14 protein-coding genes and 1 tRNA gene are annotated in these 13,143 nt (G+C 51.3%); 4 read left to right on the top strand and 11 right to left on the bottom strand.

What is annotated here, in order from left to right; all coding sequences use genetic code 11:
* Positions 1 to 8: 8 nt before the first annotated feature.
* From L6J37_RS00665 to L6J37_RS00630, 8 genes are all read right to left on the bottom strand, one after another.
* Positions 9 to 950 (bottom strand): c-type cytochrome, encoded by a 942-nt coding sequence (locus L6J37_RS00665; RefSeq protein ID WP_237793791.1) that lies wholly within the window; start codon positions 948 to 950, stop codon positions 9 to 11.
* Positions 947 to 1,615 carry a c-type cytochrome gene (locus L6J37_RS00660; RefSeq protein ID WP_218383462.1) on the bottom strand — a complete coding sequence of 223 codons (669 nt, stop codon included), beginning with the start codon at positions 1,613 to 1,615 and terminating at the stop codon, positions 947 to 949. Before L6J37_RS00660 ends, L6J37_RS00665 begins: the two co-directional genes overlap by 4 nt.
* A 238-nt stretch (positions 1,616 to 1,853) precedes the next feature.
* On the bottom strand, positions 1,854 to 2,261 hold the full coding sequence (locus tag L6J37_RS00655) for a GFA family protein (protein ID WP_237794024.1): 408 nt from the start codon (positions 2,259 to 2,261) through the stop codon (positions 1,854 to 1,856).
* Positions 2,262 to 2,288: 27 nt separating this feature from the next.
* The gene (locus tag L6J37_RS00650; protein WP_218383604.1) at positions 2,289 to 2,828 is read right to left on the bottom strand and encodes a GNAT family N-acetyltransferase; all 540 of its coding nucleotides are present in this window, start codon (positions 2,826 to 2,828) and stop codon (positions 2,289 to 2,291) included.
* 263 nt (positions 2,829 to 3,091) lie between these two features.
* On the bottom strand, positions 3,092 to 3,967 hold the full coding sequence (locus L6J37_RS00645; protein WP_237793790.1) for a mechanosensitive ion channel family protein: 876 nt from the start codon (positions 3,965 to 3,967) through the stop codon (positions 3,092 to 3,094).
* A 226-nt stretch (positions 3,968 to 4,193) separates the two neighbouring features.
* Entirely contained in the window at positions 4,194 to 4,697 is a 504-nt protein-coding gene (locus L6J37_RS00640; protein ID WP_330872732.1) for an outer membrane beta-barrel protein, read from the bottom strand.
* Between the two features lie 265 nt (positions 4,698 to 4,962).
* Positions 4,963 to 5,595 (bottom strand): MarC family protein, encoded by a 633-nt coding sequence (locus L6J37_RS00635; RefSeq protein WP_237793789.1) that lies wholly within the window; start codon positions 5,593 to 5,595, stop codon positions 4,963 to 4,965.
* Between the two features lie 292 nt (positions 5,596 to 5,887).
* Complete coding sequence (locus L6J37_RS00630) at positions 5,888 to 6,976, bottom strand: MBL fold metallo-hydrolase (RefSeq protein ID WP_237793788.1); 1,089 nt, start codon at positions 6,974 to 6,976, stop codon at positions 5,888 to 5,890.
* A 124-nt stretch (positions 6,977 to 7,100) separates the two neighbouring features.
* On the opposite strand from L6J37_RS00630, the gene L6J37_RS00625 reads away from it, so the two are divergent.
* A complete protein-coding gene (locus L6J37_RS00625) occupies positions 7,101 to 7,700 on the top strand; it encodes a TetR/AcrR family transcriptional regulator (RefSeq protein WP_237793786.1) in 600 nt (199 codons plus the stop codon).
* 154 nt (positions 7,701 to 7,854) lie between these two features.
* Here the strand turns inward: L6J37_RS00625 and L6J37_RS00620 are convergent.
* Positions 7,855 to 7,941 (bottom strand) — tRNA-Leu (locus tag L6J37_RS00620).
* A 253-nt stretch (positions 7,942 to 8,194) separates the two neighbouring features.
* On the opposite strand from L6J37_RS00620, the gene L6J37_RS00615 reads away from it, so the two are divergent.
* Entirely contained in the window at positions 8,195 to 8,689 is a 495-nt protein-coding gene (locus L6J37_RS00615; RefSeq protein WP_225445135.1) for an RDD family protein, read from the top strand.
* 76 nt (positions 8,690 to 8,765) lie between these two features.
* Here L6J37_RS00615 and lptG read toward each other — a convergent pair whose 3' ends face one another.
* Positions 8,766 to 9,836, bottom strand: coding sequence for an LPS export ABC transporter permease LptG (gene lptG, locus L6J37_RS00610; protein WP_192015485.1), 1,071 nt, complete (start codon positions 9,834 to 9,836; stop codon positions 8,766 to 8,768).
* Complete coding sequence (lptF, locus tag L6J37_RS00605; RefSeq protein WP_237793784.1) at positions 9,836 to 10,936, bottom strand: LPS export ABC transporter permease LptF; 1,101 nt, start codon at positions 10,934 to 10,936, stop codon at positions 9,836 to 9,838. The genes lptG and lptF overlap by 1 nt, the downstream gene beginning before the upstream one ends.
* A 193-nt stretch (positions 10,937 to 11,129) precedes the next feature.
* On the opposite strand from lptF, the gene pepA reads away from it, so the two are divergent.
* Together pepA and L6J37_RS00595 are read left to right on the top strand one after the other, a co-directional pair.
* A complete protein-coding gene (gene pepA, locus L6J37_RS00600) occupies positions 11,130 to 12,638 on the top strand; it encodes a leucyl aminopeptidase (RefSeq protein ID WP_192015483.1) in 1,509 nt (502 codons plus the stop codon).
* Between the two features lie 49 nt (positions 12,639 to 12,687).
* Positions 12,688 to 13,128 (top strand): DNA polymerase III subunit chi, encoded by a 441-nt coding sequence (locus L6J37_RS00595; protein WP_192015482.1) that lies wholly within the window; start codon positions 12,688 to 12,690, stop codon positions 13,126 to 13,128.
* The last annotated feature ends 15 nt before the right edge of the window (positions 13,129 to 13,143 follow it).

The raw sequence follows: 13,143 nt of genomic DNA, 5'->3' as shown, positions 1-13,143 counted from the left end.
TCACCGGGTCATTTGGGTTGTTGAGCCGGATCACCAAGAATGTGCTTATCAGCCGGCGAAGGCTTACCATACATGCCCTGATGGGCATGATATTTTTCAGCGGTTTCTTTTACATTGCCGGTAAAGCGCGGATCCTGGGGCCGGTTCTGGCTGTTGATGTACAGGGCGACGTCCCAGGCTTGCTGATCGGTCAGCGTATTGCCCATCCCCAGCGGCATGTTGGTTTTAATAAAAGCAGCCGCAGTATTGATCTGGTGCATACCAGCGCCCCAGTTATAACTGTCTTCTCCCCAAAGCGGCGGGAAAACATAACGTCCTTCAGCTTTACGTCCCTCACCGTTCTGCGCATGGCAAAATGCGCATTGTTCCTGATAAACCGCTTTACCACGTGCAAAATCAGGAGCCTGTGCAGGTTTGTCTGCACTGAAATACCCGCGGCCAGGTAACTGGCTGTTAACCGGCGCATTGGTTGCCAGCCAATAGGAATACGCCGTCAAGGCTCGGATTTCATCACTGTCCAGCGCCGGTACTTTATCGCCACCGTTCATCGAATAGCGAAAGCATCCCTGCAGCCTGTCTTCAAAAGTGTTCACTCTGTCATTTTTGGAACGGTAGGCCGGATACGCCACATAAGCGGCCCAAAGCGGAGCGCCACCGGCCAGACGACCAGCGTTCAGATGGCAGTTAACACAGTTCAGCCCCCCTTTGCTCACTCCCTGCTCTTTAAGCGATTGGGTATCTGTAAAAAGGGTATAGCCCTTCTTTACCGCTTCGCCAAAATGCGCTTCAGGCAGGTTATTCCAGTCTGGCAGGGCGTGGTAGTTTTCTCCCTCTGGCAATCGCTTGCCCGGCTCCACTTCGCCTAAATGCACATACTCTTGTTCATACTCGGTGGCGGCCGAGACCGCAGAGCTCATCAGACACACAGTGAACAACATTAGCGTTTTCATTGTTCGCCCCCCAGTTGCGCAAAGTAGTGAGAAACGGCGACAATTTCATCATCCGTCATTGACTTGGCAATAGCACTCATCACACCAAGGGGGCCTGGCGGACGTTTACCGGCCTGCCATGCTTTAAGCTGGTTGATCATGTATTGAGGCTTCTGCCCCTCCAACCGTGGAAAACCCGGTTCCACCCCAATACCACTTGGGCCGTGGCAGGCCACACAGGCGGGAACATTGGCCGACGCATTACCCACATACGCAAGCTGTTCACCGGCGGCCATGTCACCGGGCCATTTCTCACCGCGCCAGGCTGGTTTGCCTTTCAGTGCCGAAGGCTGGGCAGAGAAATGGGCCACAGCCTGCTCAATCTGTGCATCATTAATCTGATAGATAAATGCATCCATGAATGAGCTGCTTCTTTGCTGACTGCGAAAAGCCAGCAACTGCGCTTTCAGATACTCAGGAGGCTGGGCACGCAGGTTAGGCACATTCTTAAGCTCAGACACCCCGTTTCTGCCATGACAATCTGAACAAAAGCCTATCAGATCCTGCTTGATCTGCGCTTTTGCCTCTTCTTCTGTTTTTGCCTGTATGCCGCCAGATAACAGCAGCAAACCTAAGCCTAACCACCCACAGGCCTTTCCTGGCCCAATATTGAATACATTGCTCATCGCGATACCCTGTTATTCTTATTTATGTCATGCTTTACACCCGGCCCTTTTACAGCGTGCATGCTGAGGTTGCCGGACATTGCCTTTCTGAGTGTAGAACAAAAAAACACCGTGATTAGTAATCTCTTGTCTGCACAAACCTTTCATACCATTGGAGTTATATCCCATAGCTAAGGGGTAGACGATCAAGCGAGGTTAGGCAGTAGGCACTGATTAAGCAGGGAAGAGTGGGCTGGATTTACGGCTGCCTGGCAAATTGCTTCACGCCAGCCGGAATAGAAACCCAGTCCTGTTTTTCACTGACCCAGACATGAGCAGTCGGCTGAATCACGCGGGTGTCACTCAGGTTACTGGGTTTCAGTTTAATGGCATCAGGCTGCTTGGGATTAAAATGATAAATACGGTTGCCGCAGGTCGGGCAAAATTTCGCGGCGCAGGTATTACCGCTGTCAGCAGGACGAGACCAGTCAGCCATCACGCCTTCAAAAACCACGTCTTTGGCGTCCACCATAGCGGTAATGCTGAACGCACTGGTCGAGAGCTTCTGGCACTCTTTGCAGTGGCAAGCCACAACCATTGCCGGCGGTGCGAGCAATGTATACGTCACGCCGCCACACTGGCAGGCCCCGTGAATAGGGTAAGTCACTTCACTCATTATCTCTCCTTACAATCATTAATGTTCTGAATCACGATGGAGGGCATAAATAGCATGATCAAGGATGCGGCCGTTGAGGTTCTCACTGCGGGTGATCACTCCTTCCAGCTTCATGCCCAGACGTTCCGCTACCGCTCTGCTCGCCGTATTTTCAACCGCGGCTGAAATCACCACTTTCTCCATAGCAAAGTGGTCAAACGCCAGGCAGCAAAGATGGCGGCATACCCGGGTAATAATGCCCTGCCCCTGAAAATCGGCCGCCAGCCAGTAACCGATATCCACCGTTTTCAGGCTGTAATCTATGGTATTAAAGCTGCAGTTGCCGACCAGTTGTCCCCGGTAAAAAATGCCGCACACCAGGGATTTCCCCTCTGCGTAATCATGCAGGGAGCGACGGATAAAATCGGTAAAATCCGCCTCAGTATTACAGTGTGGCGGCCAGGCCAGCCACTGGGCCAGATAATCAAAATGCGCATTCACCAGCTCGACATAACGGGCAGCGAAAGAGGGCTGCACCAGAACCAGTTCGATATCCTGATCAACGGCCTGACTGAACATACGTGTCATCCTTAAATACTTATACATCCGGTAGCACAATGCCTTGTGCCTTTTCAAATTGCAAATTCTGAGTGGGCGACAATGAGCAACTGCAAAATGAAATTGCCAACTGGCATGCTGGCCTGCAACTTGCTTCTATCACAGTGGTGGTGATTCACCACCCTGATTGTGTTGTGTTCAATGAAAATCAGTTTGTGCAAAAGCCAAGCAGCGCCATAGGGCGCTGCTTTTTGCGATTGATTTTGTAATTCATGCAGCGCGGGTCAGGCTGGTTGGTATTCCAGCTCGACAGCCTTGGCGGTAACAGGCAGGTATTGTTCACAGTACAGGGTCATAAAGTCTTCCCGGATTCTCGCCTCCAGTTCGGCTGCCTGCACTGTCGGACAAAACAGCTTAAAGTGCACCTGCTGCTCACCCGTGGCGGTCGTGGTGATATAAATATGCGGATCTGAACCCGGTAAATCGACCCCGGCATGGCGCTCAATCATATGGTTATAGCGTCTGGCTATATCGATAAAGTCGGCGATATGTTCGTCAATTTTATCCAACAGAACAGGAACCATAGGATAGAGGTTCACCGTTTCTTTCACTGTGACAGTAAACACATGATAAACATAGCGTTTCATGAAATTCAGGTTTTTTACCGCCACGGTAAAAAACATACTGTTCGGCAAAGTAATGGTTTTGCCCGTGTAATGGTACTGGCCTTGCTGCAGGGCAATTTCCTGAATCACAGTAGCCATCAGATTATGCTCGATAACCTCGCCGTAAACTGGTCCCACTTCAATCCAGTCGCCAATTCGGAACGAACGGGAACTGGCACGCTGCAGGGAGCCGGTAATACAGAGAATGATTTCTTTCGATGCCACCACCAGGGCCACTGCAATGGCGGTCAGCGACAGGGCAAACTTGCTGATTTCCGATTCCCATAATAGAAAAAGGGTCAGCAGCAATAAGGTAAAAGCACCATTTTTGGTGCGCGAGATCCATTTTCGCTGATCTTCACTGAGAAAATTAACCTCGCCACGGATCCGCGTGATGGTGACACGACGGATCACGATCACCAGCAGTATGACACACAGACTGAGCAAGAGTTTGTGGGTCAAAAAGTACATGATGACCAGCTCAATTTTTTCCAATAAAGGATCCCACATAGTTAGCATTCAACCTGTTAGCAGATTATCGCGCCCTGCACAGCAGCAAACAGCACAAAACATTGACCATAAAATTTACAGGGAGAAGTCTCGCCCATAGTCAGTGAGGTTGTAAAGCAGATTATTAATTGTTGGCAGGCAGTGAACAGAAAACTGCTTACCATTAGCAAAAAAACCCAGGCAAGCCTGGGTTCACTGAGCCGGTGGTGGTTTAGAAATGGTAGCTGATCCCAGCTGTGAGCAAATCCACGCTCTCCTCATCCAGCTCGAAGCGCTCATATTCGATACGGACAGAAACTGCATCATCCGAATAGGTCGGGTAGTAAATATAGCGGGCACCAATCCCATACAGCACATCTGTGCCATCATCCTCTAACAGAGTCTGGCCTTGCATTTTTGCGCTCATATCCCAAGCATGCAGCCCCAGCTTTGCAAAGGCTTCAATGTGTGGATGTAAAGGCACAATCCCCAGTACCGCCCCGCCCCAAGTATCCATTTCCATAGAAGCAGAAATCGCCATATCCTGATGACTCAGTGTTGCTTCACCCAGATCCGCCAAAAACCCTTCAACAGCCGCGTAACGATTTATTCTGTGGCCCAGGAAAAACTTGTAGCCTTTGTCCGTGTCATCAATCGAAAAGCCCGCTTCTTCATATTCCTCACGATCAGATGAGGATACATCTAACGTTGTCTCGCCATACGCCCTCCGACATATGACATCTTCACTGTATTATTATGCTGTGCCGCCAGTACCATGCCTGGCAAAAGTAAGATAAAACCTAGCCCAATACCTTTCATGCAATCGCTCCAAGATAGACCACACATGCAAGACTAGTTTCATATTACACAGGAACAAATATATTGATTTAAACAGTGAACAATCTCACAGCCCTGACGCTCAGCCAGCATCGCTAGTTGAAGCCATAAAGATAAGCAGGTTACAACATTTCGCTAGTAATGTTGCAAGTATCCTTAATGCATTAACCGCCCGCTGGCGTAAACAAATGCATCGCATCATGTACACCCTGAATCAGCATCTGCATCGCAATTACCGTTAAGAGTAACCCCATGATACGGGTGATGACATTCACGCCGTCTTTACCCAGAAATGCCACCAGCTTTTGGGCATACAAAAAGCACAGCAAGGTGACCAGGCACAACACCCCGAACGCAGAAATTGTGATCAGAATATGCAGCAAGCTTTCTGCGGCTGAGTAATTCATCGCGGTTGCTATTGTGCCCGGCCCCGCCAGAATCGGGATCGCCAGCGGAGAAATGGCGACGTCCTCGGCCTCCTTGCTTGGGCTTTGTGTCTGCATGGAAGAACTGCTTCCCTGCAACATATGGTAACCCACCATAAAGACCAATATTCCCCCGGCCATTCTCAGTGCCGGTAATGTGATCCCGAACAGCTGGAATATCCCTTTCCCCAGCAAACTGAACGCCGCGACAATGAAAAAAGCGGCGGTCAGCGCTTTAATGGCGGTTTGCTTTTTTTCATGCGCTGATTGGCTGGCGGTCAATCCAGTGAATACCGCCGTATTGGCAATGGGATTCATAATGGCAAAAAAGCCCATAAAAACCGTTACGCCCAAAGTCACCAGATCGATCATATCGCTTCCCTGTTTTATCCACTTCAGCGTTAAAACATCTTAACAGTGTAGAGGCCTATGCCATTTTTTATCATTGACGTTAAGCGATAAAGATACGTTAGACCGAAATGGAAGCGTTCCGGCGGCACATTCAGGCATCCAGCATACCCGCTACTGGGGCTGGTTCAGGTACGCCATGCAGTTTTTTGGTGACGTGAATTCCAAGCTGAATAAGTTGCCCCAGTTCATCGAACAGCAATGATCGGATCCACCAGTTGCCAGAGACTGGCAGAGAACACTCAATTCTGACGGCTCAGATCTCCCGCCACCAGGCTGTGGTGACAGGAAGCTGTGTCAGCGCCATTGGCTGGCCAAATACAGGGGTGGTGAGAGTAATACCGCGCTCTTTGGAGACCGAGCGGATACGTTCCAACGGTTCGTACCAGGCATGAAACGCCAGATCAAAAGTCCCGTTGTGGATGGGCATCATGATGTTGCCCTGTAAGTCCAGGTGGGCCTGTGCCGATTCTTCCGGCGTCATATGCACGCTGGCCCAGTCTTTATCATAAGCGCCGGTTTCGATCATAGTCAGATCAAAAGGGCCGTATTTGTGCCCGATGGCCTTAAAACCGTCGAAATAACCGGAATCGCCACTGAAATACAAACTGGTGTCCTCCGTTTTGATCACCCATGATCCCCATAAGGTCTGATTCGCGTCTGTCAGTCCGCGTCCTGAAAAATGCTGGGTCGGCGTAAACGCTATCATGGCATCCCTGCTCTGGTGTTCCTGCCACCAGCCAAATGTCAGGATTTTCGCTTCATCAACGCCCCAGTCTTTCAAATCACCTTCCACCCCCAGAGGCACCAGAAACTGCGAGGTTTTCGCGGCCAGTTGTTTTATCGCCGCTTTATCTAAATGGTCATAATGATTATGAGAAATCAGCACTTTATCTATAGGCGGCAATGCATCTATGCTGATAGGCGCAGGATGAAAGCGCTTAGGCCCTAAAAAAGAAAAAGGCGAGGCGCGCTCAGAAAACACAGGATCAAGCAGCCAGTACTCACTCTTCACTTTGAGTAAGATGGAAGAGTGGCCTAATTTAACGACATGAATGGCATTTGTGCTCAGCGCATCCAACTGCCTTCTGCTCAACGCCTGGACAGGTACTGCACTGCTGGGCGATACATCCACCCGCTTCTCTGTGATATAGCGAGTCAGGATACCCAGTGTCTTCATCAAGCCCGGCTGCTCGCGGTGTTTGTCATTATGAAAGGTCCCTTCATAAAAGCGCTCAGACTGAGCGGCGGTTTCCGTCATCTCGGCAGATAAGTTGTTATTCACGATCATCACTCCGACTGCTATACCCACGGCACAGGTTAATGCCCATCGACAGATACGCATGTTTCCCCACCCAATAAAGTAAACTATACGGTGTAGTTTTACACTCAAACAAAGAAAAGTAAACTCTGTAGTGCAAGTTTTTTTGCGTTTGGCTACAATGCCGGGGTGAATAGTGAGGACTGGCATGACGTTATCAGAGAAAAAGAGGCTGGCGATTCTGGACGCCGCTGAAACCCTGTTTCATCAGCAGGGAGTCGAACAGACAAGTATGGATCAGGTCTCTAGTGAGGCCGGCGTCTCAAAGCGCACCGTGTATAACCACTTCGCCACCAAGCAGGTACTGTTTGAAGCTATCCTGGCACGCATGTTTGAGCAGTTGAGCCAGGGAGTGGACAAACCCTTTAATGCTAGTCGGGACATTGCAGAGCAGCTGACAGAAATTGCCGGGCAGGAGGTCGCCCTACTGACCTCACCGCAGCTGTTACGCATCGCCAAAATTGCCTTTATGCAAATGTTGCAGCAACCCGAACTGATGCAGTCGCTTGATAATACAGACATCGGCTGTATGACTGCGCTGGTGCAATTTTTACAGGATGCCAATTCAGCCGGTGTGCTGATGGTGGAAGATTGCGACTTCGCAGCGCGGCAGTTTGTCTACCAGCTGAAAGCCTTTACGTTTTACCCGAAACTCTATGGGTTCAGCGCACTAGAGAATGCCGACGAGCAAAGCGTGATCGAAGAAACAGTGAAGATGTTTGTGGCAAGGTATGGCTCTGTACACTAAATCCCGCCACTGGCATTTTCATGCACAATTGAATGAGGATAAAAAGGCTTAAGCTCGCCTCTCGCAGGTTGATGACAAGAAAAAAGCGAGCGTAAGTTTTTGAGCGGCAGAAACGACAAAGCCCCGACTTTCGTCGAGGCTTTGTCGTTGAAGTTGGTGCCCGGGGCCGGACTTGAACCGGCACAGTGTTACCACCGGCGGATTTTGAATCCGCTGCGTCTACCAATTTCGCCACCCGGGCAATGGCGGTCATTATACGTATACGGTGTTGATGTGCAAGCAACTTTATGAAGAGTGATACACCGTTTGCTGCATTTTTCATCACTGAGGCTTTTTCCCATGCATAATGTTGCCAATCCAGTCGACACTATGAGGTGCAATGGCACGGTAACTCGCGACTTGAGTACCCTGAGCCTGGAACTATTGCTACACTGTGCCGCAGTTTTTTTAGGGCAAGTAGGTTTGCCTGCCCTCTTACTCTTTCTGGTGGAACCATGACAACAACAGTGAAAAAGGACATGACGCAAACCAAACAATATCCGGGGCTATTTCGCCGGATCGGGGCCTGGATTTATGACGCTCTGGTCGTCGCAGCGGTACTGATGCTGGCAGGCGGCCTTGCCATGGCCATTATTGCTCTGCTGCTCAGCAGCGGCGCACTGAGCCTGGGCAACTATGCTGATGCCAGTGAATATCTCACCCGGCATCCGGTTGCTGCACCGATATACTCTGTGTATCTGGGTGCCACCATAGTCGCCTTCTTTGGCTATTTCTGGTGCAAGGCTGGCCAGACTCTGGGAATGCGCGCCTGGAAGCTGCGCATTCAAAATGCCGATGGTTCAAATATTCGTTTTACCCAAGCCCTTATCCGCATGGCGACATCGGCCTTTGGCCTGGGCAATTTGCTGGTGCCTTTCAGCCACACCAAACAATCACTGCAGGATTTGATGGCAGAATGTGAAATGGTGCTGCTGCCAAAACCCAACTGATCGGCAGATCGAACGTGCAAAAAAGGCGCCTGAACGGCGCCTTTTGTCTATCTGTCATCGGAGCCTGTCATCAGACTCAGAGTTTGCGTCGGAGCAGATAGAGGGTAATAAAGAGGAAAACCAGACTTGGCCCCAACGCACCTATAACAGGGTGCAAACGGTACACCATACTCAGCGGGCCGAACACTTCATTAGAAATGTAGAAAGCAAACCCGAAGATCACCCCGGACAGTACCCGTGCACCCATAGTTACGGAACGTAACGGCCCGAAAACGAAAGACAGAGCCAGCAGCATCATGACGGCTATTGAGAACGGCTGCAGGGCTTTACGCCAGAATGCCAGCTCATAGCGGGAGGCATCCTGCTTGGTGTCTTTTAAATACTGCACATAATCGTATACACCTGAAAGTGCCAGTTCTTCCGGCTTGACTGTGACCACGGCCAGCTTATCCGGGGTCAGACTGGTCTGCCAGATTTTGGTGTCGAAATGGGTATTTTCCTGCTTTTCTTCGCCAATGTGGGTCACAGTGACATCTTTCAGCTCCCAGCCTTTTCCGTCGAGAAAAGTCGCAGAGCGGGCAAACAAACTGTCTTTCAGCGCGTCTTTTTCATCAAATTCCCAGATGTTTATCGCGTTAAGATTGGTTTGTTCATGAATTCGGCCAATGTAAATAAAGTCGTTATCATCTTTGGCCCAGACCCCGCGCTGTACCGAAAACACATTACCGCCAGAAGTCCAGATCGCACGTAATTCCCGCGCTGCTTTCTGCGCTTCCGGGGCTCCCCACTGCCCCAGCACCATCACCAGCAACATCAGTGGCACAGCGGTTTTCAGCACCGACAGGCCGATATCCAGCTTAGAGAAGCCTGCCGCCTGCATAACCACCAGCTCTGAACTGGACGCCAGTGTGCCCAGACCTATCAGCGCTCCCAGCAATACAGCCATTGGGAAGAACATTTCGATATCACGTGGTGCGCTGAGCAGCACAAAGAGTAATGCTTTCCATAAATCGTACGTCCCGTCGCCCACTTTACGCAGCTGTTCCACGTATTTGATGATGGCTGACAGACCCACCAGGGTCGACAGCGTCAGAGCAGAAGTGGCAATAATGGTACGGCCAATGTACCAGTCGAGAATTTTAAACATCAGCCGCATCTCCGGAATTTGTCTCTGAATTGTCGCATTGGCAGCGAGTCCCAGCTGTTGAGCCCAATCGCCACTAACAGCATGACAATATTAATACTCCACAATCCGACACCGACCGGCAGCCCACCATCTTCCACCGCCGATTTCGCCGCGCTGATCGCCAGGAAATAACAAAGATAGATCAGCACCGCAGGCACCAGTTTGGCAAAGCGCCCCTGCCGCGGATTCACTGCCGATAAAGGCACCACCACCATGGTTAGCAGCGGGATACAGATCACCAGGGACATCCGCCACTGGAATTCGGCCTGGGCCGCCAGTTCTGGCCGCTGCATCAGGGCCAAGGTTGGCAATGCATCCCAGTCACGATCTTTTTCTTTGACTGCACGCTGGCCAATCACCGCCTGATAATTATCAAAAGCCGTGATGGAATAGTCCAAACGGGTCGGCAGTCCCTCATAGCGGACGCCATCCTGAAGATCGAGAACCTGGCGGCCATCTTTGAGTACATCCACAGTACCGCTGTTGGCAAACATCACACTGGGACGCAATGTGTCACTGGCAGTCGGCTGTGCGACGAATACCCGGTGCAGCTTGCTGCCCTTGTCAGAAATATCATCGACGAACACCACGCCACGGCCATCCGGCGCGCCCTGAAACTGGCCTTTCACCAGCAGATCCAGACCTGAGTCTGCTTCCACTTTCTCCATGACCTGAGTTTCTTTTTCGGCACTCCAGGGAGCCAGCCACAGCGCATTGAACGCCGCAATTGCCCCTGTGATAATCGCCAGCCACAATGCCGCCCGGATCAGGAAGGTGTTCCCGATACCGGTTGCATTCATTACCGTGATTTCACTTTCGGCATATAATCGTCCGAAAGTGAGCAGGATCCCAATATATAAACTCAACGGCAGCATCAGCATCGCCATTGAGGGCATATAAAGCCCCATCAGAGTCAGCACCAGATCACCAGGAATGGATCCGTCTGTCGCATCAGCCAGAATGCGGATAAACTTCTGACTGATAAAGATAAGAAACAATACAAAAAGGACCGCTACCTGGCTCTTGATTGTCTCACGTGTCAAATAACGAACAATAATCACGCGTTATATACCCATAGAAAACTTGTTTTTTTGCTGGAATCACTATAATTTTCCGGTAAATCAGTTATTTTTTTATCTTTCGGCTAACTGTCAGCCTGCACTTTGATCTTAACCTGAATTCAAGAACCAACAAGTAAGTGCGGTATTATCTAACATTTAGCCCTAATTGTCTTTATAGGATGTAGGAGTACGCATGGAGTTCAGTGTAAAAAGTGGTAGCCCCGAGAAACAGCGCAGTGCCTGTATCGTCGTTGGCGTCTTTGAACCACGCCGCCTCTCTCCAATTGCTGAACAACTGGATAAGATCAGCGAGGGTTACATCAGTTCCCTGCTGCGTCGTGGTGATCTGGAAGGAAAGCCTGGCCAGATGCTGTTGCTTCACCATGTCCCGAACGTTCTTTCCGAGCGCGTTTTACTCGTTGGCTGTGGTAAAGAGCGTGAGCTGGATGAACGCCAGTACAAACAAATTATTAAGCAAACTATTAGCACGCTGAATGAAACCGGGTCAATGGAAGCCGTCTGCTTCCTGACTGAACTGCACGTTAAAGGCCGTGATACTTACTGGAAAGTCCGTCAGGCGGTTGAGACCACCAAAGACAGCCTCTACACCTTTAACCAGTTCAAGAGCACCAAGCCGGAAACCCGCCGCCCGCTGCGCAAGCTGGTTTTCAATGTCCCGACACGCCGCGAGCTGTCACTGGGTGAACGTGCTATCAGCCATGGTCTGGCGATCGCTTCAGGTGTCCGCGCAGCGAAAGATCTGGGCAATATGCCGCCTAACGTGGCGAATCCGGCCTACCTGGCCTCTCAGGCCCGCCGGCTGGCAGACGACTTCGACACCGTCAGCACCAAAATCATTGGCGAGCAGGAAATGAAAGAGCTGGGCATGACCTCGTATCTGGCCGTGGGCCAGGGCTCGAAAAATGAAGCCATGATGTCGATCATTGAGTACAAAGGTCACCCTGATCCTAATGCCAAGCCGCTGGTGCTGGTCGGTAAAGGTCTGACGTTTGACTCAGGCGGTATTTCCATCAAGCCGTCAGCCAACATGGACGAGATGAAATACGACATGTGTGGCGCGGCTACCGTATTCGGTGCCATGCGTTCACTGGCGAAACTGAATCTGCCCATCAATGTGATAGGCGTGCTGGCAGGCTGTGAAAACATGCCGGGCGGCAATGCCTACCGTCCGGGTGACATCCTGACCACTATGTCAGGGCAAACCGTGGAAGTGCTCAATACCGATGCCGAAGGCCGCCTGGTATTGTGTGACGCACTGACTTACGTTGAGCGCTTTGAGCCTGAGTGCGTGATTGACGTCGCCACTCTGACCGGCGCCTGCGTAGTGGCCCTGGGCAATCACATCAGCGGTCTGATGGCTAACCATAACCCGCTGGCGCATGAGCTGGTCAACGCCTCTGAGCAGGCCGGCGACCGCGCATGGCGCCTGCCAATGAACGATGAATACCATGAACAGCTGGCCAGCCCGTTTGCGGATCTGGCCAACATAGGTACACCGGGCGCTGGCACAATTACCGCAGGGTGCTTCCTGTCGCGCTTCACCAAGAAATATAACTGGGCGCACCTCGACATCGCAGGGACCGCCTGGACAGGCGGTAAAAACAAAGGCGCCACCGGACGTCCGGTACCTTTGCTGGTCCAGTTCCTGCTCAACCGGGCCGGGCTGGAAAACCTCGATTAACCATCATCGACAGAGGGGCCAGCCGGCCCCTTTTTTCGGATAAGACATTATGAGCCATGCTACCTTTTATATCATTGACGACGCCGAACCTGAGGCGAGGCTGAAACTGGCCGGTCAGCAAGCAGCATGGTGGTATCAGCAAGGCCAGTCTGTGTTCCTGCTGGCGGAAACCCGTGAGCAGGCCGAATGGCTGGACGAATACCTCTGGCAGCAAGATCCCGACAACTTCGTGCCCCACAACCTGATTGGAGAAGGCCCCAGACAGGGTTCTCCGGTTGAAATCGGCTGGCCCGGCCTGCGACACAGCGGTCGCCGGGCAATACTGATCAATCTCAGTCAGGATGCACCAAATTTTGCCGTGACCTTTGCACAAGTGGTAGACTTCGTGCCTTGCGATGAAAAACTCAAGCAGCAGGCCCGCGAACGCTATAAAGCGTACCGGTTGGCAGGCATTCAATTGCAGACCACACCTGCGCCTGAATCGCCCTAATTCCACCTAGATCCA

Origin of the sequence: Photobacterium sp. WH77 (assembly GCF_022014395.1) — a bacterium.
Taxonomy (GTDB): Bacteria; Pseudomonadota; Gammaproteobacteria; order Enterobacterales; family Vibrionaceae; genus Photobacterium; species Photobacterium arenosum.
Note: the sequence above shows the minus strand (reverse complement) of the source record. Positions and strands in the feature narration are given on the sequence as shown.